This is a genomic window from Pragia fontium, assembly GCF_900638655.1.
Taxonomy (GTDB): Bacteria; Pseudomonadota; Gammaproteobacteria; order Enterobacterales; family Enterobacteriaceae; genus Pragia; species Pragia fontium.
The window spans coordinates 1,818,326-1,841,361 of sequence record NZ_LR134531.1 but is presented as its reverse complement, the minus strand read 5'-3'; the positions used below and the strand labels follow the sequence as shown (position 1 = coordinate 1,841,361).

Below are 23,036 nucleotides of genomic sequence, written 5' to 3'. Positions count from 1 at the left end.
AAGCCTAATCACATTCCATCGCTAAGTTATTTTCTTTATGATTTAATGGTCTTCTTCAAATCATCAACGCTAATTGACGCCACAATACTACCGGCTAGCGGCGTTTTCAGGACATGAGGTTTTATCTTACCCCACACCTGCATCTCACAAGGCTTACAGTCAAACTTTAACGTTAATACTTCATCGTTATGCACCAATTGCATCGGCGTCGCTCGACCTTTAACCCCTTGAACGCCTTTTGCCTGTTTCGGGCACAAATTAAAAGCAAAGCGTAAGCAGTGTTTGGTAATCATCACCGGAACATCGGATTTTTCCTGATGAGCTTCATAAGCGGCATCAATCAACTCTACGCCAAACTGCTGATAAAATTCACGAGCTTTATGATTATAAACGTTAGCCAAAAACGTTAGATGCGTCTCAGGATAAACCGGCGCCGGAACGGAAACAGGTCGACGCTCGGCACGCTGATAATTTTCTAAACGAGCAATGGTTAATGCATCAATGGCATTACGTCTTAACTGATTTAACTGAGCGCTGGGAATAAAATAAACCGTCGGTAAATCGATAGTCACCTTACTAGCGCGGTAGACTGTCTGCCCAAGCTTAGCAAGCCCGTCCTGCAGACTTTTCCGCGCCTTTTCGATCTGATTGGCCACTTCAAACCGCTCATTAAGTGACACTGTAACCATGACACCTTCTTCGCATGTTGCCTGAAGCTCCAGGCCTGAGGCCCCTTCGGTTAAATATAATTCAACATCAATACGGCGTTCGCTGGATGACTTCAATAATGCTTGTTGCCAAACATGATCTAAATTGCGGCTTAGCGGATGGTTCGGCCTTAATTTACTAAACTCACTTAACATTTCATTCGGGTAAACGCGATAACGCAGGCTATCAACCTTCTCCACTTTACTGGCGCGAAAGCCAACAATTTCACGCTTAATCAAAACGTTCAACCCATCACCGTTACTTAGCGATTCAGTAACCTGAACATCGAGATATTTATCCGCCACTTTCAGCACTTCTCCTATCGGTAATCCGACAAATTTTGGAGAATCAAAAGCACCAATATCTATTTTTCGTTGATTAACAAAATAGTCGGTACTGCCGCGATGGAACGTTTTTTGCGGATCGGGAGTAAAATAGTGTGTTGTTTTACCGCTGGCAGCGCGAGATAAATCCGGGCGCTGCTCTAAAATAAGATCGAGCTGCTGGCGATAATAGGCGGTAATGTTTTTCACATAGCCCATATCTTTGTAACGCCCTTCAATTTTGAATGAACGTACGCCAACATCAATTAAGGCAGACAAATTAGCCGACTGATCGTTATCTTTCATCGATAACAAATGCTTGTCATAGGCAACCACGCCCCCTTTATCATCCTTTAAGGTATAAGGCAGACGGCAAGCTTGGGAACAGTCACCACGGTTAGCACTTCGACCAGTTTGCGCATGAGAAATATAGCATTGACCAGAAAATGCGACACACAAAGCCCCATGAATAAAGAATTCAATAGATGCATCCACATTTTGTTTGATTTGTCCTATCTGCTCCAGACTCAGTTCTCTGGCTAAAACCAACTGGGAAAAACCAACCTCCGACAGGAATTTAGCTTTCTCTACCGTCCGGATGTCTGTCTGAGTACTGGCATGGAGATCGATGGGCGGAATATCCAGCTGTAGAATGCCCATATCTTGTACAATCAGCGCATCAACACCGGCCTCATAGAGCTGGCTGATCAACTTCCTCGCTGGTTCAAGTTCATCATCATGCAAAATGGTATTCAGAGTAACAAATACTTTAACGTAGTAATGATGGGCAAACGTGACTAAATCAGCAATATCTCTGAGACTGTTCCCCGCGTTATGCCTGGCGCCAAAACTGGGGCCACCAATATAAACAGCGTCCGCACCGTGCAAAATAGCCTCACGAGCAATTTCTACATCACGAGCCGGGCTAAGTAATTCAATTTGATTGTCTAAAAGTCTCATATTCACTGATTTATATTATTGTTAATCGGAATTGCTACACGTTTGCAATGGATACCGGTCTAAACATGGCTAAAACTAAACCATTAATATTCAACCAATTTTTAACTGGTGAATAGACCATGATTCACGATTGCGTATTGTACCTTAGATTTGATTATTCTCGCATTGTCAGATTGATAGCGGAATATTTTGTCAGGAATCATTTCCTATTGAAGGGGATACTGCCCAGAGAGGGAAAACGCCATATGTTTAATTGATTAAAATAACCACACTGATACACCAAATCATGCTCAAGAGAAATAGCTGAAGAAAAACACCTATCCAGCTATCCTCTTCAGCTCCTCCCCAAAATACGACATCGCATAAATATACAAATAAACGTTCCTGATAAATGATATTCAGGCAAAATGATAATGCTTAATATGCGTCACTTTCCATTGAAATCAGATAAAGATAGCGATCAACGACCACTGGATTAACTCCCAGATTTCGACAAATTTCTGCCCTGGTTTTTCCCTCATCGTACATGGACTCGACCTGACGTAGAATCTTCCCTTCGTGCCCCTGATAAATATAGTTAATCTGAAATGTTCGTTTACAGTTTGAACAAAAATACCTTTGTAACCCAGAACGAGCTTTTCCGTGTCTACGAACACAGTTTCTCTCGCTACAATGATGACATATAATCAGACGACTTTTCATTTCAATACCTCCATATATCTCACGCCCTGAAAAGCGATAGCAACGGCTGTACGCATTTTCTGCCTTAAGTGGCATTTTGGAACACAACGATTAACCGATTGTGCCAATTTGTTTCAGACAGGATAAATCTGTTGATAAATCAATTCCTTTTCCTGTCACAAAACAAAACTTCATTATTTTTCAAAACTTCACTTTTTATTGATTAAGTGGACTGTTTTTGATGGTAGACACGTTCAGCTGACCTAAACTTGAAGCTAACGCAAGCCGGGCCAAGTGCCAGTCCACCATGGTATTTACATTATTCATTTGCGCTTCTGACAGGTCGTTTTGCGTATTGAGTAATTCTAAGATGCTACCGACGCCAGATTGATAACGACCACGAGCAATGTCATACGCTTTACGTGATGACGCGACTAATTCACTCATATTTGTTAGATTATTTTGCGCGGTTGTTAATCGTTGATAGGTTTGCCATACCTGTAGCGCAATATCTTGCCGAGTTTGAGCTAACTGATTCTTTGTCAGCTCAACTTTATTTTGCGCTGTCCTTACTGCGTTATACTGGCTAAAACCGCTAAATAGAGGAACTTTGACGTTAACCCCCATATACAGCTCTTCGGTATCATAGCCAGGACCGTATTTAAGGCGATCGTTGCCCCAACGGGAGGTAAAATAGACCGAGGGTAGAAAGCCCCTCTTTGCCACATCAAGCTCTTTCTCTGAAACCCTTATCTGTTCTTTCGCCGACAACAACTGTGGATGTTGATTCAACGCCTTCTCAATCAGTTGATTAATATCATTAAGAGAGCGCTGAGAAGGCACCGTTAAACCACGTTGGAAACTAATGTCTTTAGTAATATTTTTCCCCAACACTGAGGCCAGAGCACCCATCGCATTGCGCACATCACCTTCCGCTTTAATACGATAGTTTGTGGCTGATAAGGCGGCGTTTTTAGCCTGTAATTCATCCGCTAATACACCAATTCCCGCTTCACGCTTAGCCTTGGTAACCTGTAGGCTCTTATAAGCGATCAGTTCGATATCTCGGGCAGCGTCCAAATAAGCTTCAGCAGCGATAACGGAAAAGTATTTCTGAGCAGAATCCAGAACCACATCCTGTAAATCAGATAGCGATAAAAACTCTACGGCTATTAATTCACTTTTCGCGCGGTCTACGCTAGCTTCTCGCTGGCCAAAATCGAATAAAAGCCAACTCAGCTCCAAGGTGTGTGCCCAGGACTCCTTTTTAATATCAATATCTTGCCCTTCAACCTTAGTCGTGTTGTCGGTATGATTAAAAGATGAAGTCAGATCTACCGTCGGCATATAACCGGCATAACTACCGTCTTTGGCAATTTGATAATGGCGTAAATTCAGCCAGGTCGCCTTAGCTTTAGGGTCGTTACACATCGCTAACACAACGACCTCATAAAAGCTCAGCTTGTTCTTACTCGCCGCGTTCGTCAGGCAAATATCCGGTTCCATTCCCTTCTTCACGGAGAAATCTTGTACTACCACCTGATTTTGAGCCGGCGGCGGCGTCAATGAGGTTGACTGAGATAATGACTGCTCGGGTTGCGATAATGGTGACTCCGTTGAGATCTCATTTGAACCTTGATAGGTCGATGAAACCTTGGTCCATGTTTTCCCCTCGGATTGCTGAGCAACCCTATTCGGATTGGCTTTAACTTCTCTCAGATATTGTGTTGCATCCGGCAATTCCTTAAGGGAGGTTTCGCTTTGCGGTATGGATACAGCTCGACTCTCCCCGGTTGATACCGGTCTTGATGTTGCAATATCATCAATGAAATTGTGTACATTGTTTACTGCGCTACTGGCAGTTCCAACCGGAAACAGGACTGAATAAATCAGGCTGGCAAGAAGTATCTTTTTCAATTAATTACCCTCCTCTGCTACCGGCTCGGCGGTTTGGAAAAGCTCAGCCGGTGTCAGCTCCTGTCCTACGGTTCCATTTTCAATCACAATAATTCGATCGACCATAGCCAAGGTTTGTGGACGATGAGCAATAACTAAACGGGTAATGGCTAATTGACTAACGGACTGGTTAACCAACTGTTCAAGTTGAACGTCGAGATGACTGGTCGCCTCATCAAGAATGATGAGCTGAGGTTGCTTATACAACGCTCGGGCTAATAAGATTCGCTGTTTCTGACCACCGGATAAGGCAATCCCCATATCACCAACTAACGTGTTGTATTGCATAGGCATTTGTTCGATATCATGATGAATCGCCGCCATACAAGCACATTTAACCGCCAATTCATGATTAATGTTGTGATCAAAGAAGGTGATATTGTCCAGAATCGATCCAGCGAACAACACGTCATCCTGCAATACGGTGGCACTAAAACGTCTGAGGTTCGCAACCGTCAGGTTTCTAATGCTAACGCCGTCAATCAGTATTTCGCCGGAGTTTGGCTCCAGACTACCGATTAGCAGTTGGCTTAACGTTGTCTTACCGCAGCCGGAAGCGCCGGCTAGTGCTACACATTCCCCAGGTTCAATGGTGAATGACACATCATTAATCACCAATGGTTCATGTTCTGAATAGCGGAAACTGACGTTTTTAAACTCAATTCTCGGCGGTTTGGTTTGTGGGGCAACCTGCTTTTGTTCAATGGCATCTTCAGGTTCAGTGAGTACAATATCAGCCAAACGTTCGGTTTGAATACTCAACATCTTCAATTCAAAATATTTATCGATCAGGCTACTAATACGGCTACTGAACTGCCCTTTATACGACGTAAAAGCCATCAAAACCCCAACGGTAAATGTTTGGTCCATGACCATCACCGCCCCCAATCCTAAGACCACTAAGTTTTCAATCCCGAACAGTAATCCGTTCAATTGCTGATAATAAATCTGTAGTTTTTGTACTCGAACGCCGGAGTTAACCTGCCGGACCAACAAAGCCATCCAATCTGCAGTACGTTCCGCCTGACGTTGGAATAATTTGATGGTTCTGACGCCGCGTACCGTCTCTAAAAAGTGACTTTGCTGTTTGGCGCCATGGATAATTTGCTCCTCGGTTGCCATACGTAATGGCCGATACCAAAGGATCCGGCCAATAACATAAAACAGCATGGTGATCAGACAGATGGTTGCCAACATTGGGCTATAGATATACATCATGACCAACGTCACAATCGTCATCAGACCATCGAGAATAGCCACAAAGAACGATGACGATAGCGTAGATTGAATCGCATCAACCGAACCAAAACGGGAGACAATATCGCCCAAGTGACGCTTTTCAAAATAACTAATGGGAAGACGCATCAAATGCCGAAATACGCTATCACGCCATTGCACACTGATTGATGTTGAAATATACATCATCACCCACGCACGTACGGCGGAAGTCAACTGCTGAACCAGCATCATAAAACCAAAACCGACGATCAAGGTTAGCAACAGATTTTTATCATTTGAGACAATGACATAGTCAATAGTCCATTGAGTAAATAGCGGGGAGACAATACTAAATAGCTCAATCCCTAACGCCAGTATCAATACCTGAATAAAACTGCCTTTCAGACCGGTGATTTTGCCGATAAGATCCCTGAATCGAACGTGACGACGCTCCTCTTTGGCTTTAAATCCCTCATCTGGCCATAATTCTACCGCTACACCAGTAAACGACTTTGATACTTCAGAAAATGTCAGTTGGCGAACGCCAAATGCCGGATCGTGAATAATGCATTTATTACCTTTAATCGCTTTCAAGACAACGAAGTGAGAAAATTCCCAATGCAGTATGCATGGCAGCTTAAGCTTAGGAAGTTCGTCAAGCTCCAGTCTCAACGAACGACTGTTCAAATTTAGCTGCTTTGAAATATTCAATAATTGGCTAAGGTTGGCACCTTTTTGGGAAATACTGTATTTTCCCCGTAAGGTCGCCAAATCGATATTGTAATTATAATAGCCAGCTATCATGGCTAAACAGGCCAGTCCACATTCAGCAGACTCTGTCTGTATCAGAACTGGTAAGCGCTGACTGGTTAATCCAAAGTTAATTTTCTTAACAAAACTCATCCTTTATTCCCTATTCCTCTGGCTGTCAGTCAGCTGTTCTTTTTGTAATGCTTAACAAGGGTTCCAATACCCATTCATAAAGCCTTCTCTTATCCAGCGTAATATCCGCCTCGAGCTCCATCCCTGGTTGCAATGGCTTATCTTTTCCATATACCTTGACAAATTGTTGTTCCGGCTGAACGGTGATTTGATAAAGAGAAGCTTCATTGCTGATACTGGCTGTACTTTTCAGCTCATGCTGTAACAATGCCGTTTTAGAGATAGAGATAACTTTACCGCGATACTGGCCAAATTTTTGATAGGGATAAGGTTGATAGCGTAACCAAACTTCCGCACCTTCCTGAATAAACCCAACCGCATTACTTGGCGCATAAAGATGAACCAGTAGTCTGGATCCTTCTGGAATAATACTGACCATAGGTTTGCTGTTGTCGACAAACTGCCCCGTTTGAGCCACAGCCGCTGTGATCGTTCCCGACTGAGGAGCCTGAATAATGATTTCACGCTTAGCTTCACTTTCAGCCAGTTCTTGTTTTGTTGAAGAGATATTTCGTTCTATCTGAGACTGTTGTTTATCAAACTTCAGTAATAAACCGTCTAACTCTGACTGTCGCCCAGCCAGCTCTTTTTGAGCATTAATCTTTTCTCGCTCATAGCTACTCAGCGCACTCTGTTGTTGGAGTACCTCTTCTTTAACCCGCTCAAATTGTTCCAGAGAAATATACTCTTTTTTATAAATATCCTGATACTGCTGCTGACGTCGCTGCACTAACTGTAATATTTTTCTCTGATTAACAATTTGTTTGTCTAATGTATTCACTTGATTATTGAGCTGGTGAATATAGTTCTCGAGCAGTGATTTCTCCGCAGTAAACTGTTCGCGGTTTTTATCCAGATCTTCATTTAGAGAAGCCAAGCGAGACTGTATTTGTGTACTGATGGCCTGCTGTGTTCCACGATTGTTCGACGCTTCCCTTTCGCTGGAAATAATATAAAGAACGTCACCTTTATTAACCAACTCGCCTTCTTTGATCTTTTTATCCGTAACAACACCATACTGCTGGCTGTAAACCTTAATAACGCCTTTATCTGGCACCAATTGTCCCGTAACGGTTTGTTTTCGGGTATAGGAAAATAGTACGCAGAACACCACGATAAAAACGGTAGTGGTACAAACAAAAAAAGTAAAAAACTTCAGCGTTAAAGGTGTACTTAGCATCACGCTGCCAAGCCACTTTTGCTTTTCAGCCTGAAGAGCCTCCTGGCGAAATAGCCCCATAATCCCTCTTATCCTTAATATTTATGGTATTGCATATGCTACTGAGTGAGATGATTGTTCCAGTAAACCAACAGGGATTAGCCTGTCTTTACTAACTCAACTACCCTCAGTTTTTCTCAAATTTAAAATAAAAAAATCACACGCTATCATCCGGTTATTAATTACCCCCCGGTATTTGACGGTGTAATCTCACTAACATCTAAATCATTATCTATTACATAACACTGAATTTTGCATAGACAGAATTAATAGCGTTTTATGTACAACGAAAAATATAACTTACTTCATATAAGAAGTTACTCATAAGAAATTAATAAAAACCTAATTACTTATTTGAAGTGGATACCAAAACATCACCCTTTATTAAAATAGACGCTATATTTTTTTGAGTGTATAACAACAGTGTAAATAAATGCAATGACAATTACTAACTTAAAAACATTTTACCTGACAAGCAATCTTATTATAAAGTGACTCTTAATAACTTAGAGAAATATGTCAATCTCAATCCTTCAAAAGTTACCATCAACCCTATATAAGTTATTTTCACTTACATAATAGTCGCGCCATGAAATTAATTAAAACGCATTCATTTTTAATCGATAAAAACAATGTTTAAAATTAACTCATTGATTTTACTTTAAAATAAAAAACAAAAAACCAAGAAGACACAGGTATCAAAGGAGTTCTAAAAAAAAATTAACAACACCACACCACCACATAAGTATAACTTTGTTTTTATAAATGAAATCTAAATTATTATAAATCAGTACTTATTTTCATATAAAAACAGCAACATATCTTTTCTTTAAATTTGCATTATATATTTTTTTTGTTAAATTTGACTCGCACATAAATAAGCATATGAAGCCGAATGAGGAGGGAGTGGATTTGTTAGATTGAAAAATTTGACATTAATGCATTTAAACAAAATATAGAAAGTTACACTGTTAATGGAAACTATTAGCTGGTAATCCCCTTAAATTAAATATTTATCTTTAAAGCTAATTTTACACCTCAAATATAGGTTATGGATATGAAACTATACGTACAAAAAGCAGGGCAAGCTGTACAAGAAATGCCGTTGGATCTATCAACAAGCATTAGCGCAAACCCAGGCACTCGTTTATTTGTTGAAGGCAATAATGGCAACATCGCCAACATGTCTCGTTCTGGATCACAATTAGTGATTCATACCACAGACGGCAAAGTCATTAATGTTGATAACTTTTTCGGCCCAGCCGATCAGGCAATGAGTTCTATCACTATCGATAACGATCCTCAATCAGGCTTACCGGAAAAACAAATTGTTCTGGGTGATGAGCGTCTTTATGCTGATGGTAGCGAAGTTATTGCCTATACCCCAGAGCAATTAAAAGACGTTATCTCCGGTTGGGATTACTATGAACTACGTGGCGAAGAAGGCGCAGTCGCTGAAGATGGTGATGATAATACCGGTTTATTTGTTGCATTAGGTTTAGGTGCTGCAGGCGTCGCAGGTCTTATCGCTTTAGCCGTTGACCACAACAAAGATTCATCCTCTGGCTCTCGCGGTCCAAATCCAAGCGACGCGGGTGATGCAACGACTCTGACGATTAATCGTTCAAATGGTTCGAGCCTGTCTGGCGCAAGTGATGCGAAAAATACCACGGTTTATATTGATGTAAACAGCGATGGTCAGCATGACTTTACCGCGACAACAGATGCAAATGGCAACTGGACTTTCCCTGCACCAATCACTATTCCTGATGGGGCAACGGTTACTGTTTGGGTTCTAAACAAATCAGGCGAAAAAGTACTGGTTAAAACCATTATTGACGCAACTGCACCTGATTCTGAATCCATGGTCGTTTCTCAGGATCTCAACGTTATTACTGGTAAAACCGAGCCTGGTGCAGTAATCAAGTTAGACGTAGATGGTGACGGTAAAACTGATTATGAAGTGAAAGCCGATGATAAAGGCAACTACAAAATCACTCTGGCCGATGGCACCGCATTAATTCCTGGCACCAGCGTCATCAGCATGGCGGATGACTTAGGTAACACAGCAAAAATCACTGTTCCTGTCACAACCAAAGCCACCATTATTGGTATGAGTGACGGTGAAAACGCCATCGATATCTCTGCTACCACTGAGATTACCTCACCAACTATCCATGGTCTGGGAACCCCAGGTTCTGTGGTAAACGTGATGGATGGTGATAAAGTTGTTGGCACCACCACCGTAGGCAAAGATGGTAATTGGTCAGTTAAAGTTGAAAATTTACCTGTTGGTAAGCATGATTTTGACGTTAGTACTGTGATTACGGCACCAGTTACTGATTCAACCAAAACCGCTGATATCACTTTCGAACAAAAACCTTACAATATGTCTGTCATTACGGCTGACATTCGTGGAGTCGAAACTGATAACGAGGTTGACGCACCAATTTCTATCACCCGTGCCCTGCCTAACGGCGGCTATCTGGTAGCTTATCCAGAAACCGAAGCACCGGGTTCTAAGTTCTATGATATTAAAGTTAAAATCTTTGATGCTCAGGGTGCGCTGGTTAATGAAATGACTCTGGGTGACAAAAATGTTGCCGATGGTTACAGCAGAGCAACTGCCCAACAATTCCTGAGTAACTTTGATGTTGCTGTATCACCTGTTGATGGCGCAATTACCGTGCTTTACGCCAAGAATGGTGACGCAACCAGCTATACCGGTCATGATGTGGTATTTGAGCGTTTCACCGCTGAAGGTACGCCAATTACCAACGGCCCACAGATGGTTAAAGCACATAATGATATCGGCGGAATGAATGGCTTCCTGAAAGAATGGCTGCCGGACAACGTTGCTGACTTCATTACCAATACTTTATCAGGCATCGTTAACCCAATTGCTGACTTCCTGACCAGCGCTCTGAAAACCATTGATTTCCTGCATATCCTTCCGGATACAGACTTCAAAGCAATGGTTGATGGCTTCGTGAATACCCTGACCAACCACATTGCTACCGCACTTATCGGTCAAGGTGCACATAGCACCTCTATTATTCAAATGGAAGATGGTAGCGTTGTCTTTACCGGCAGCAACAACCGTGAACCTCTTGATTTAGAAAATATCGTCGATAACCTAGATGTTTCTGGCCTGGTGAGAGAATTCTGTAGTGCTTTAGGTTTAAAAGGCATTCCAATCGTCGGTTCTCTGATCGATACCATCGTTGAAGGTATTCTGAAGCTGGCTGTTGAACCGATCGAGTCTATCGTTGATAAAGTACTGAGCTTCTTCGATTTCAACCTGTTAGAAGCGGGTACCAACCTGTATAGCATGCGCTATGCTGAAGATGCTAACGGTAATCTGGTCAAGGTAAGTGACAATCTGGAAACCCCACATGACATCTTGTTAGGTGGCTTCCTGTCTGAAAATGGCTATATCACCACCAACAATGGCGTATTCGACAAAGTTTGTAACTTCCTGTTTGGAACTAACCCAGGTAGTGACAGCCAAGGCTTAGCCGGTTCAGATATCGGTGGCGGTCAATACGCGGTCGTATGGCAGCAGGGATGTAAAGACTGGTCTCTGGATCAATTCCTGAAGAATCCAATCGATCTGAAACTGTCTGTTGTTGACTTCAAAACTGGCAAGATCGTTCTGGATGGCGTTACCCTAAATACCAATGCACCTAAAGGTTCCGCTGACGTTGCACCTAAGATTGTTGCTCTGGATGACGGTACTTTCGCTGTTTCATGGGCACGCATTTCTGGCGGCGACAAAGGTGACTTACTGTTACAACGCTTCCAAATCGTAAATAATAAGTTAGTACCGATTGATGCAGAGCCTACCGTAGTCAATACTACAACCGATGGTGCTCAAGGCGTTCTGATGAACACTTTGGTTGGCGCACACGACATCACTGTTCTGGAAAACGGAAACTATGTTGTCACTTGGGCCTCTATGACTACCGAAGGCGAGTCTCACGTTGTTTCTCGTGTTTTTGATATTTATGGTCAAGCAATCACGCCAGAAATCATTGTTGATAAAGGTGTTGACGATCCAGGTACGTGTTCACTGCCTTCAGTTGTTGCTTTGGCTGACGGTGGCTTTGCGGTTACCTGGTCTGAAGTATCAGATACCGGTGGCAACCTGTATAGCCGTACTTACAACAACGATGGTTCTATCCGTGGAACGGGTGAGCATGGTGATGTCACTAAGCCTGGCGAATATGTTGAAGGTAACTATGAATCGGCTGTCGGTACCGAAGGTCACGATGTTATTGACGGACTGAAAGGTGTAACTAAAGTGAATGCCGGAGACGGTAACGATCACATTATGGTTATGTCTGACAAGTTCACTTCAATTGATGGCGGCAAAGGCTTTGATACCGTGTTCTTTGGTGATACCGAAGCGAAAACCATCGATTCAACAACCTTAAACAAACTGAGCAACATCGAGCAAATCGATTTAAATACCACTTCCGCCCTGACGCTGGATGTTAAGTATGACGATCTGGTTAAGCTAAACGATGAGAAGAAACTGTTTGTTAATGGTGATTCTGAAGACAAAGTTGATCTGGATTTAACCAGTTGGACTAACGTTGCTGTCGCTAACAAAAATGGCGTTGAATACAATCTGTATGTCTACGATAAAGACGAAGATGCACAGATCTGGGTTCAAAACGGTATTTCTGTAATGTAATTACCCCCCAAAGGGGCGGATTCTCGCCCCTTTATTAATTAATCATTATTACTTGATAGTTATTAATTAATAATTAGTTGTTTTATATAAATATGAAGGCAAAGGATTGGTTATGGAATTCTCTCCATGGAATGAATGCGTAACAATTATCGCTCGTGAGTTGGGCGTCAATGTTACGGTAAATAACTTACAGCACATTATTCAAAATGGCGGTAGTCATGATGAATTAATGACTCGCCTGGTTGACCATATTGGCTTGAAATGTAAGAAGTTAGACGAAAAACTGGAGCGTATACCATCACTACTCTTTCCGGTATTTGTACCGTTGAAAGATAATCAGGCTGTTGTGGTTTTCAGTATTAATGAAAATAAAACTGCAACCGTTTCATTTAATATCTCTCCGGATATTAAAACCCAGATAGATTTAGAAAAACTAGAATCTTTAAGAGACGGTGAACTTTGGCTCGTCTATAACAAAGAGCGAGCTAAAGATAAACGAATTGATGATTTTCTTAAGCCGTATAAAGAGAACTGGCTATTACAGTTGATCTCCAAAGATGCCAGATTTTATGGTCAAATCGCTCTTGGCGCTTTGTTTGGTAATATTCTTGCCCTGTCCAGCGCCCTCTTTTCTATGCAGGTTTATGACCGGGTTATTCCAGCTCAGTCATACTCAACATTATGGGTACTGTTTATCGGTGTAACCGTTGCTCTTCTGATGGATATGGGATTACGCCTGGCCCGTAGCCACTTAGCCGATGCCATCGGTAAAAAAACCGATATGTTTATGTCGGGCATGTTTTTCTCTCGCGCATTAAGAATTAAAAATGATGCCAGACCCAACTCCACTGGCGCTTTCGTGGCTCAGTTAAGAGAAATCGAGCATATTCGTGAACTATTAACCTCAACAACCGTTATTGCTATGGTTGATATGCCTTTTATTATTCTCTTCATTGGAGTTATCGCCTTTATCGGTGGCGAGTTAGCTTTTGCCCCACTACTGGCTATTCCACTGATTGTTATTCCGGGATTGATTGCCCAATGGCCTCTATCACGCCTTTCTCAACAAGGTATTCGTGAAAGCGCCATTCGCAACTCTATGCTGGTTGAAACCGTAGAAGGTCTCGAAGATATAAAAATTATGCAGGCAGAAGACCGTTTTCTTCGCACCTGGAATGAATGTAATACCACCACCGCCCAGATTTCTCTTGAACAGCGTCATTGGGCAAGCCTGATTACTAACTGGTGTCAGTTTGTTCAACAGCTGGTTTATATCAGCGTTATCGCGATTGGGGTTTATCTGGTCATTAATAACGATATCACTACCGGTACGTTAATTGCCTGTTCCATTCTCTCCAGTAGAACCGTAGCGCCATTAGGCCAATTAGCGCAGGTATTAACCCGCTGGCAGCATGCCAAAATGGCAAAAACTGGACTAGATGAATTCCTGAAAAAACCATTAGATCAAAAACCTTTTGATGAAACACTTCATACGGATTCGATCAAAGGTAACTTCAGCTTAAGAGATGTGAAATACCGCTTTAATCAAGAGTCTCCTATGGTGTTAAACATTAACAGCCTCAAGATTACCCCGGGAGAAAAAATCGCCATTTTAGGCTCTATTGGTGCAGGTAAATCAACTTTACTCCGTCTGGTATCCGGTATTGCCGAAGCAACTGAAGGTGAATTGCTGCTGGATGGGCTGGTGATGAAGGATATATCCAATAACGATATCCGCCGAGATGTTGCTTACCTTCCTCAAGGCGCACAGTTGTTCCACGGCACCATTCGCGAAAATCTGATCTTGGGTAAACCTCAGACCTCAATAGAGCAGATTGTTGAAGTACTCAATATTGCTGGCGCCGCCAGTTTATTAAAAACCGGTAAAGGGTTGGATTTATCGATTGCGGAAGGTGGTCGAGGATTATCCGGTGGGCAAAAGCAAACGCTCCTGTTGGCCAGAACGCTATTACGCAACTCCCCCATTCTATTTCTCGATGAACCGACTGCCAATATGGATGAAAAATTGGAAAACCACGTAGTGAATGCTTTAGGCAGTCATATAAAAGATAAAACTTTCATTATTGTCACTCACCGTCAGGCACCGCTCAAACTGGTCGATAGGATCATCGTGATGAGCCAGGGAAGCATTGTTCTTGATGGGCCACGAGATCAAGTCTTACAAAGACTGAAATCATCAAATTAACAGGGATGACAAAATGAGTTTTTTTAATAAAAAGAAAAGAATCGCCAATATTGGTGAACAAGAGATGGGTAAAAACACCACCATTATTTGGTTGATATTAATCACCTGTTTTGTCCTGATTGTTTGGGCTAACTTTGCCGAATTAGATGAAGTGACCAACGGTCAGGGAACCGTTGTTACCTGGAACCGCTCGCAGGTTATTCAGACCCGCGATGGCGGTGTGATCCGTGAATTGATGGTGCGTGAAGGCGATATCGTTACTGCTGGTCAACAACTGGCGATCCTGGATGCCACACGCTTTCAGGCGGGTTATAACGAAATTGGAGCTAAAGTAAAAGCCTTAGCGGTCAGCATAGCTCGCTTAACCGCTGAAATTAAAGATGAAAAAGGTAGACCCGATTTTGTCTTACTGTTACGTGAATATAACAGCGGCATTGAAGATAAAAACCTCAGTGATAAAGAACTGATGGATGAGAATAAAGTGCTTATCGATCATGAAATGTCCCTGCTGCTTTCTCGCCGCAGAAGTCTGGATGAAAATGTCTCGGGTTTACAGCGTAGCCTTAAGCTCACGCAAAACGAATTAAACCTTATCCGACCACTGGTTACCAAAGGTGCAGTAAGCCAAGTGGAAGAGCTACGTTTAAGACGTGAAGAAAACGAACTGAAAAATAAGGTCACGGAAGCACGAAATCACTATTTTGAACAAGCCAAAGAAGAATTGGTGAAAAAGAAAAATGAACTGGACTCTATCTATTTCCAACTGCTGCAACGAAAAGATCAGCTTGCTAGTACCATTATTGTCTCTCCGGTAAAAGGAATTGTAAAAGACGTTCAGGTAACGACCGTTGGTGGCGTACTTGAGCCTGGCGGTAAATTGATGGAAGTCGTTCCTTCAGAAGATCAGCTATTAATCGAAGTAAAAATCAATCCACGCGATATCGCTTTTATCCATCCGAACCAAAAAGCTATCGTGAAGGTTAGTGCTTATGAATCATCTATCTACGGCACCATGGATGCCACAGTAGAGCGTATCTCTCCAGATACCATTCAGGATCAGGTACGCCGTGAACAATATTACTACAAAGTTTTCGTACGAACAGAGCGTTCAGCGCTTGAAACACCAGACGGAAAGCTCCACGAAATTGTTCCAGGGATGTTGGCCACGGTAGATATTAAAACAGGGAAAAAGACGGTCTTCGATTACTTAATCAAGCCGCTAAATAAAGCCAAAGAAGCACTGAGGGAAAGATAAGTGACTAATTACAATAAAATAATGCTCACAATTGCGTTAACGTATTGCACAATGACAACCACGGAGCTAAGTGCTGAAACCATCAAGGAAACATTACAGATGGCCATTAACCGCTCTCCGACCATTAAATATCATACCGGGAGAATTGCTTCAGCGGAAAGTTCTATTGGTGAGGCCAGAAGCGGCTGGTTACCCAATGTTTCACTCAACGCAGGTAATGAACTAACCAAAACCAATAAAGATAATAATAACAATGACGACGGTAATACCTACTCACTAAAAGTTGAACAAAATATTTTCGACTTTGGTCGTACCGGCGATCGCGTTGATTACGCTGAGCATAACCGGACGTCAGAAGTTTACACCGCCTTCGATGAGGCGGAAGTGCTTTCGTCTAAGGTAGCCGAAATATATTTAAACATCCTTAAATACCAAGATCTTATTGATATAAACAAGAAAAATAGTATTGAACACCGAAATATCTTAACGCTGGCGGAAGCCAGAGCCAGCGGTGGTGTGGATAGTCGTGGAGACGTAGAACAAGTAGAAGTCCGCATAAAAGGTCTTGATGCTGAGTTATCCAACTACGAAGCTCAACTGAAAGCCGCTCAAGAAGACTATTTAATTCTTGTTGGCAAGCGCCCTTCTGGTCTAAGCGTGCCTGATGTAAAACAGCTGAAAAATAAGCTTAGCGGTCGAATGAAACAGCGAATCGCTAATTCTCCACGCGTAAAAGCAATAAAAGCCAACAAAGAAGCCGCAGCTTCTGAGTATGCTTACACCAGTAAAAGTTGGATGCCGGCATTAAGCGTGTCACTATCACAGGGAAAAACGACAACTTATGGTGAGAATGACACCTTAGTGATGCTAAATATTAACAGTAACGTTTTTGACGGTGGTGGTGCGATTTATCGTAGCCGCGGGGCTGCACAACGGGTAGAAAGTGCCCGCTGGAACATTGAGAAATCAATTGAAGACCTATCGACCAAAGTTTCACAAATGTATCAGGATGCACTCAGCCAGGAAAATCAGGCGAATATCTATGCTCAACGTATTATTCACTCTCAGGAAGTAAAAGAACTGTATCACGAGCAATACAAGGTAAATCGCCGTTCGGTCTTAGACGTACTCAACTCAGAGCAAGAATTTTTTCAAACCATGAGTAATAAAGTAAATGCTGAATTTAACTTTAGAATTCTTTTAATTCGGGTATTCTCTGAGCTCGGTGAAATAAATAATGCATTCAATATCAAGGTCAATTTTGATAAACAAAATGATGGAAATTTTGTCACTGACATGCTTGGATTTAATAATAGCCAAACCGAAAAACCTATAAACATCACTGAAAATCAGGCGCAGGTACAACACCCTGAAAATCAAAGAAAAATTGAATTAATTGAAACGTTAAGTGCTAAGGCGCCACTGGTTCAGGAAAAAAATATCGAAAAAAGAACCATTCTAGGCACCTCGATCATAGATAAAAGTGCAGTAAGCACCCCATCGAATGACGCGAGTTTAAAATACGAAACTAAAAACATTATTCATGAAAATAAGATCAACGACCTTGATAATCAACAACCGGTTAAAGAAATAGAGGATCCATTGCTCCTGATTGGAGTTAGAAGCAAATGATATTGATTTTAATGATATTAAATACATTTCATTAAATATCAATATGAATGATGATCGTGCGATGGCCGCTAAACAGTCTGTTCTAACTAAAGCGCCACAGGCAGGATTTTGGAAATCAGACACTTTCGACTTCGTTGTCAGGGAGAGCACTTTAATTATAACGGAGTCGATTGTGTTTACTGTCGTTTAGGACTGAACTTAAAGCTTTGGATTAAAAGTTACCGCCTAAACGAGAAAGCTGTCCCCTGTTAGTCGCTAAGGTGGCGAATATCCTGTGGACATTGAATTTTATAGATGATGCGTTGTATTACAGAAAACGCTTTCGTACACTGAATTTTCTGATAAGGACACTCGAGAATGTATAACGATTAAGATTAATACGTCATTACTGACAGAGCGGATTTATTGAGCGTTTTAATGGTTTTTTTTCATCGTAAGTTTTTAAATGTGTACTTGTTTAATTTATTAAGTCAGAACCGTGAAATGGTCTGATTTTGGCAACATGACTATAACGATGAAAAAGCACCCAAAAGCATAGAAATATGCCAAAGAAAACACCTGAAAAACTCTAATGACTTACTGTTCCAATAATTGGGGAGTGGATAATGAAAAATTATCTAATTGATAGCTTTTATGTTTGTTAATTAAATGAGATTAGGAAATATAAGTCATTAAAATGCTTCAGCATACTATTTTAGCAATAGCGCAGTCTCAATTAGCTATATATAAATCACTCAATCATCATTTTTTATGATGGATTTATCATGGTTATGAGATTTCATTGCATTCAACATAAGAATCATGAATGCGGTATTAAACAAACGATAGGCACTTAAAATGGACAAAGGCAAAATAAAGACGTTGATCGTCGATAATAATCAATTCGTATGTTTCGCTATCAGTGAAATATTAAAAAACACTGATTTTCTAGATATCGTAGGCGCCATTCACTCAACATCTGGTGTAGTGGATATGATAAAAAATCAGGATATACAGCTTGTCCTTATCAATATTGACTTAATCAATAAAGATAAACTGGTCAAAGAAATTCATGGTGAAAATGCATCGACTAAAATTATCGGGCTGACATCAGAAAATTCTAATTCTAATATCATCAACTCTCTGGATGTATCCATCGATGGTATCATTGATAAAACACATGATATTGAATCACTTACGCTAGTATCAAAGCTGGTTATGAATGGTTTCCAATGCATTCCTAAAAATAAGCTTTGTAACGATAAAGTCAGCAAAACCGCAACATTGACAAACCGTGAACGCGAAATTTTGCAATTCATCACTCAAGGTCTGTCTAACAAAGATATTGCTGAAAAATTAAATATCAGTAGCAAGACAGTTAGCGTTCATCGCTATAACATTATGTTTAAACTAGAAATCAAGAACTCTCTTGATCTGTTTAAGCTAGGTCATTTTTCGGTTTAACACACCTTCAGGGGAATACGTCCACATTCCCCTGAAAGCTTCAATGGATTGTTTGAATAACTCATCTTTGGGCGAAAATAGATTATCAACCATGTTTATTAATATGTTGCCAATAATATTCCCATCCTTTTCATATAATATGAAAATCAAGGTATTCCATCAACCGTTCAGCACAACGCAATTTAATATATCTTTAATGTAATATAGTGACGATTATTATATTAAAAAAGTATAATCGTATTGTCAGCATTTAACTCCACTATATTGCCAATCTTCTGATAACCTATGAAAAATTTAATTACGGCATACTGATAATGAACAATGTTGAATAAAATACCAATAGCACAAAACCGGTTACGAACAGTAAGACTTTCATTGTAAGTACCTCACCGCTTGAAAAACATCATATAGCAGGTATCACATTAAAAATATTCATTTAAAACGTGATAAATCATATTAAATAGCTTAGCTATCATCCGGTATTTTACCACTGAGTTGTGATGGAAATGTTAAGTTATAATGTTAAATTACAATGTAAATAAACAATAATCAGCATTTAACTTCAAAATAAAAACAATAATCGAAACTTAATAGGTATAAAACCTAAAGTGATTGCCTTTAAACATTAAACAACATTTTCACCTATTAGTGCGATTGATAATACCTTTCAATCGCACAATTTAATGCCATGAAGATAATAAATAGCAGGCTTAATAATAAAAAATGCAGCAAATATGCAGCGTTCTCTCCTGACAAACTGACACTACTACGCTTTAAAATAAATGATATTTAAAGCATATCTACATCAACGGATACGCTCAGTAGCGATAACGTATTCCCCTTTGTTTATGGTAGGCTATAGCCATCATTTTGACTGACTATCTTTACGCAATTTAAGCGGCGGTCTCTCCCCGTCTATCTCAAATCACCGCTTTTCAGGATATCCCCTATGATTTCTGTTTTTGGCCACCTTAATCCAGATAGTGATTCTATCTGTTGTAGCATCGTTGTGAGTGATTGGTTAAACGCAACAGGCAGAGCGGCAACAGCCTACCGACTGGGTGAACTTAACCCTGAAACGAATTTTTTACTTGCCGAAGCCCAATGCATTGCACCCGATTTACTGGAAAAAAATGTGGCCGAAGAAGACGTCTGGCTGGTTGACTTTAGTGACCTGGAACAAGGCCCAACTGGATTAAGTAAAAGCAACGTTATTGGCCTTATCGACCACCATCGCTTAGGTTCATTAATCACCGCTGAACCATTGGATGCTTGGATAAGAAAAGTGGGATGCTGTGCAACGTTAGTCTATGACATTGTGTCACAGACCGATGGATACCAATTAACCCCAGCTCACTCGTTGTTGCTATTAGGGGCTATTCTGAGTGATACCCTTGGTTTCCAATCACCCACGACAACAGCTCAAGACCGGTTAGCCGCCCAAAAATTAGCAGAGCTATCCCATGTCGATCTGCATGAATTCACCTTGCGCTTACTCAATGCTAAAACTGATATTAGCGGGCTCAGTATTCCTCGACTACTGCAAAAGGACGAGAAAAATTACGTCATTAACGACAAAAAGCTGATTCTGGCGCAAATTGAAATCAGTAGTTTTGCCGCTATTGAAGATAAAATTTCGGCGATCGCAGAAGAAATGGAAAAACGCGCTAAACATGAAGGCTTAGACTTCTACGTTCTGATGGTGACCTCGTTATCCACGTCGCAGAGCCAGATTTACTTTTCTGCTGACAATCCTATCAGTCAGACGCCTGTAACGTTCGATAACATGTTAAGCAGGAAAAAACAGTTGGTTCCCTGGCTAAATGAGGTATTAAACACATAAGCTACGTTGTCATTGCAGTTCTGATATCAGCCCCACCACTTTACTAGAATTTAGACTACACTATTTCCGATAACCTTCACTGACGGAGTAACAATGAAGAAACTGACCTTAAAAGATTTAACTGAAAGCCAGCTACAGCGAATCCACATGCAGCATGCACAAGCTAAACGCGAACTAGGTAGGGATCTGACCAACGGTGAGAAAGGTAAGATTAAAGATGAGATTATTGCTTTAATCATGAAGGAACAGGAAAAAGAAGATAAAAAAGCTCGCGCCGAAAAGAAAAAGCAGAAATATAAACCAAGTGATGAAACATTCGACTGGAGTAAGAAAAATCACTCCCGTGGTGTTCGCTGAGTATTCCCGCATAGAACAGGGGCTGATTCAGCCCCTACCAATAAGAAATAAAAATTCTACTGTTTTCATTTTGCTACTTTAAGGGTCTGGATATATTCGGCCAAATGTTTAATCTCATCATCACTAAGACGCATCTTCACCTTATTGCCTGCACCTTTAATTTTTCCATCTCGCCTTACGGTTAAGGCCTCAATAACTTGTGCCTCATCGAGAGTGGATAATGCTCTGGCTTTATTCAATGCGGTCTTTTCACCGTTTCTGCCGTGACAGGAAGCACAGCTCTGAGAGTAAAATCCCGCTGTCGTTTGAGCGCTAAGCGAAACACTATATAACAATCCACTTAGCAGCAAACTAACCCTTAGGGTTCTCATCAAATCGGTCACCGGCTTACCCTTTTGATTTATCAAAAATAGCTTTAAGCTGCGGTTCATTCATCATGCCGACATACTGAGCCAGTAACTTTCCTTCAGGGTCAATCAAGAATGATGTTGGCGTACCGATAACCTGATAGCGTTCCTGCGTAATCGCCATCTGATCGCGAACATTTGGGAAAGTGACTTGTCTATCTTGCAGCAGTGTCTGAATATTAGCCTCTTCCCGGTCGGTATTTATCCCGACAACGACGATGTTATCACGGTGAGACTGGCTCAACTTTTCTAGCGTTGGCATCTCGACCAGACAGCCACCACAGTTAGATGCCCAAAAATTAAGGTAGACATACTTCCCTTTCCACTGGGTTAATGACACTTGATTTCCCTGCAAATCATAAGCCGCTAATGTCGGAGCCGGTGCTCCCACGCTGGCTTTTTCTTCTTTACAGGCGCTAAGCAACAGCGTCGCGGCCAGCAGGAGAACTGTGCTTAATTTTCTGCCATCAATTAACATGTTCTACCTCATGATGATTAATTTCTTCACTCAAATATTTCCCATGTTGCAAACGTACAATTCGATCGGCAAACTTTCCCAATTCAGGATTATGCGTCACCATAACAATGGTTCGTCCCTGCTTATGCAAGTCTTCCAACAACCCCAGAACCAACTGTTCATTTTGTTCATCTAAATTACCCGTTGGCTCATCGGCAAAAATCACCGGGGGTTCATTAACCAACGCTCGGGCAATACAAACCCTCTGCTGTTCACCGCCGGAAAGCTGGCTAGGTAAGTGATCAACACGATGCGCTAGCCCAACTTGCTCAAGTACCTTACGTGCCGCCGCTTCATCCACCACACTATGATAATGCTGAGCCAGCATCACGTTTTCCAACGCCGTCAGGAACGGTATCAGGTGAAACTGTTGAAACACCAGACCAATCTTGTCGGCGCGGAAAGCCCGACGCCCTTCCTCATCTAATACGGCGGCATCCGTTCCATCAAGAATGACCTGTCCTTCACTGGCGGTATCCAGACAGGTCAAGATATTCATTAAGGTAGTTTTACCCGAACCTGATGCCCCCATGATGGCAATAAATTCACCGCGCTTTATCTGCAAGTTAATATCATCCAGTGCGATGACCTGATCGAAGCGCTTGTATAAATGACGAGTTTCAATCACCCAAGGTGATGGTTGCTCTTGCTCTGTCTGTTGCTGCATCAC

The 23,036-nt window shown here is 41.4% G+C and carries 15 protein-coding genes; 7 read left to right on the top strand and 8 right to left on the bottom strand.

Annotation, left to right across the window (positions count from 1 at the left end):
* Positions 1-35 precede the first annotated feature (35 nt).
* From EL341_RS07965 to EL341_RS07950, 5 genes are all read right to left on the bottom strand, one after another.
* The gene (locus EL341_RS07965) at positions 36-1,991 is read right to left on the bottom strand and encodes a peptidase U32 family protein (RefSeq protein ID WP_126467536.1); all 1,956 of its coding nucleotides are present in this window, start codon (positions 1,989-1,991) and stop codon (positions 36-38) included.
* Positions 1,992-2,408: 417 nt separating this feature from the next.
* Positions 2,409-2,693, bottom strand: a complete 285-nt coding sequence (locus EL341_RS17840) for a transposase (RefSeq protein ID WP_428480394.1) — start codon at positions 2,691-2,693, stop codon at positions 2,409-2,411.
* Positions 2,694-2,888: 195 nt separating this feature from the next.
* On the bottom strand, positions 2,889-4,589 hold the full coding sequence (locus EL341_RS07960; RefSeq protein WP_047780897.1) for a TolC family protein: 1,701 nt from the start codon (positions 4,587-4,589) through the stop codon (positions 2,889-2,891).
* Complete coding sequence (locus EL341_RS07955) at positions 4,590-6,749, bottom strand: peptidase domain-containing ABC transporter (RefSeq protein WP_047780896.1); 2,160 nt, start codon at positions 6,747-6,749, stop codon at positions 4,590-4,592.
* Positions 6,750-6,774: 25 nt separating this feature from the next.
* The gene (locus tag EL341_RS07950) at positions 6,775-8,028 is read right to left on the bottom strand and encodes an HlyD family secretion protein (RefSeq protein WP_047780895.1); all 1,254 of its coding nucleotides are present in this window, start codon (positions 8,026-8,028) and stop codon (positions 6,775-6,777) included.
* A gap of 1,036 nt (positions 8,029-9,064) precedes the next feature.
* On the opposite strand from EL341_RS07950, the gene EL341_RS07945 reads away from it, so the two are divergent.
* The 7 genes from EL341_RS07945 to EL341_RS07915 all read left to right on the top strand — a co-directional run bounded on the left by EL341_RS07945 (position 9,065) and on the right by EL341_RS07915 (position 21,442).
* Positions 9,065-12,706 (top strand): hypothetical protein, encoded by a 3,642-nt coding sequence (locus EL341_RS07945; protein WP_047780894.1) that lies wholly within the window; start codon positions 9,065-9,067, stop codon positions 12,704-12,706.
* Positions 12,707-12,818: 112 nt separating this feature from the next.
* The gene (locus tag EL341_RS07940) at positions 12,819-14,912 is read left to right on the top strand and encodes a type I secretion system permease/ATPase (RefSeq protein ID WP_053007576.1); all 2,094 of its coding nucleotides are present in this window, start codon (positions 12,819-12,821) and stop codon (positions 14,910-14,912) included.
* Positions 14,913-14,976: 64 nt separating this feature from the next.
* Positions 14,977-16,167, top strand: a complete 1,191-nt coding sequence (locus tag EL341_RS07935) for an HlyD family type I secretion periplasmic adaptor subunit (RefSeq protein ID WP_373994789.1) — start codon at positions 14,977-14,979, stop codon at positions 16,165-16,167.
* The gene (locus EL341_RS07930) at positions 16,168-17,799 is read left to right on the top strand and encodes a TolC family outer membrane protein (RefSeq protein ID WP_082118956.1); all 1,632 of its coding nucleotides are present in this window, start codon (positions 16,168-16,170) and stop codon (positions 17,797-17,799) included.
* Positions 17,800-18,636: 837 nt separating this feature from the next.
* Positions 18,637-19,242: a response regulator transcription factor gene (locus tag EL341_RS07925; RefSeq protein WP_053007575.1), complete on the top strand. Its 606-nt coding sequence runs from the start codon at positions 18,637-18,639 to the stop codon at positions 19,240-19,242.
* Positions 19,243-20,191: 949 nt separating this feature from the next.
* Positions 20,192-21,085 (top strand): manganese-dependent inorganic pyrophosphatase, encoded by an 894-nt coding sequence (locus EL341_RS07920; protein ID WP_074823070.1) that lies wholly within the window; start codon positions 20,192-20,194, stop codon positions 21,083-21,085.
* Positions 21,086-21,178: 93 nt separating this feature from the next.
* On the top strand, positions 21,179-21,442 hold the full coding sequence (locus EL341_RS07915; protein ID WP_047780889.1) for a DUF3811 domain-containing protein: 264 nt from the start codon (positions 21,179-21,181) through the stop codon (positions 21,440-21,442).
* Positions 21,443-21,507: 65 nt separating this feature from the next.
* Here the strand turns inward: EL341_RS07915 and EL341_RS07910 are convergent, their stop codons facing one another.
* Genes EL341_RS07910 through EL341_RS07900 form a run of 3 tightly spaced genes read right to left on the bottom strand, consistent with a single transcriptional unit; the run spans position 21,508 to position 23,033 of the window.
* Complete coding sequence (locus EL341_RS07910; RefSeq protein WP_158487430.1) at positions 21,508-21,825, bottom strand: c-type cytochrome; 318 nt, start codon at positions 21,823-21,825, stop codon at positions 21,508-21,510.
* Positions 21,826-21,829: 4 nt separating this feature from the next.
* The gene (locus EL341_RS07905) at positions 21,830-22,327 is read right to left on the bottom strand and encodes a TlpA family protein disulfide reductase (RefSeq protein ID WP_047780887.1); all 498 of its coding nucleotides are present in this window, start codon (positions 22,325-22,327) and stop codon (positions 21,830-21,832) included.
* Positions 22,317-23,033: an ABC transporter ATP-binding protein gene (locus EL341_RS07900; RefSeq protein WP_047780886.1), complete on the bottom strand. Its 717-nt coding sequence runs from the start codon at positions 23,031-23,033 to the stop codon at positions 22,317-22,319. The genes EL341_RS07905 and EL341_RS07900 overlap by 11 nt, the downstream gene beginning before the upstream one ends.
* Positions 23,034-23,036 lie beyond the last annotated feature (3 nt).

Excerpts from the sequence above, each read along its gene's own strand:
- EL341_RS07965 (WP_126467536.1), bottom strand. The coding sequence starts at position 1,991 with ATGAGACTTTTAGACAATCAAATTGAATTACTTAGCCCGGCTCGTGAT.
- EL341_RS17840 (WP_428480394.1), bottom strand. The coding sequence starts at position 2,693 with ATGAAAAGTCGTCTGATTATATGTCATCATTGTAGCGAGAGAAACTGT.
- EL341_RS07955 (WP_047780896.1), bottom strand. The coding sequence starts at position 6,749 with ATGAGTTTTGTTAAGAAAATTAACTTTGGATTAACCAGTCAGCGCTTA.
- EL341_RS07950 (WP_047780895.1), bottom strand. The coding sequence starts at position 8,028 with ATGGGGCTATTTCGCCAGGAGGCTCTTCAGGCTGAAAAGCAAAAGTGG.
- EL341_RS07945 (WP_047780894.1), top strand. The coding sequence starts at position 9,065 with ATGAAACTATACGTACAAAAAGCAGGGCAAGCTGTACAAGAAATGCCG.
- EL341_RS07940 (WP_053007576.1), top strand. The coding sequence starts at position 12,819 with ATGGAATTCTCTCCATGGAATGAATGCGTAACAATTATCGCTCGTGAG.
- EL341_RS07935 (WP_373994789.1), top strand. The coding sequence starts at position 14,977 with ATGGGTAAAAACACCACCATTATTTGGTTGATATTAATCACCTGTTTT.
- EL341_RS07925 (WP_053007575.1), top strand. The coding sequence starts at position 18,637 with ATGGACAAAGGCAAAATAAAGACGTTGATCGTCGATAATAATCAATTC.
- EL341_RS07920 (WP_074823070.1), top strand. The coding sequence starts at position 20,192 with ATGATTTCTGTTTTTGGCCACCTTAATCCAGATAGTGATTCTATCTGT.
- EL341_RS07915 (WP_047780889.1), top strand. The coding sequence starts at position 21,179 with ATGAAGAAACTGACCTTAAAAGATTTAACTGAAAGCCAGCTACAGCGA.
- EL341_RS07905 (WP_047780887.1), bottom strand. The coding sequence starts at position 22,327 with ATGTTAATTGATGGCAGAAAATTAAGCACAGTTCTCCTGCTGGCCGCG.
- EL341_RS07900 (WP_047780886.1), bottom strand. The coding sequence starts at position 23,033 with ATGCAGCAACAGACAGAGCAAGAGCAACCATCACCTTGGGTGATTGAA.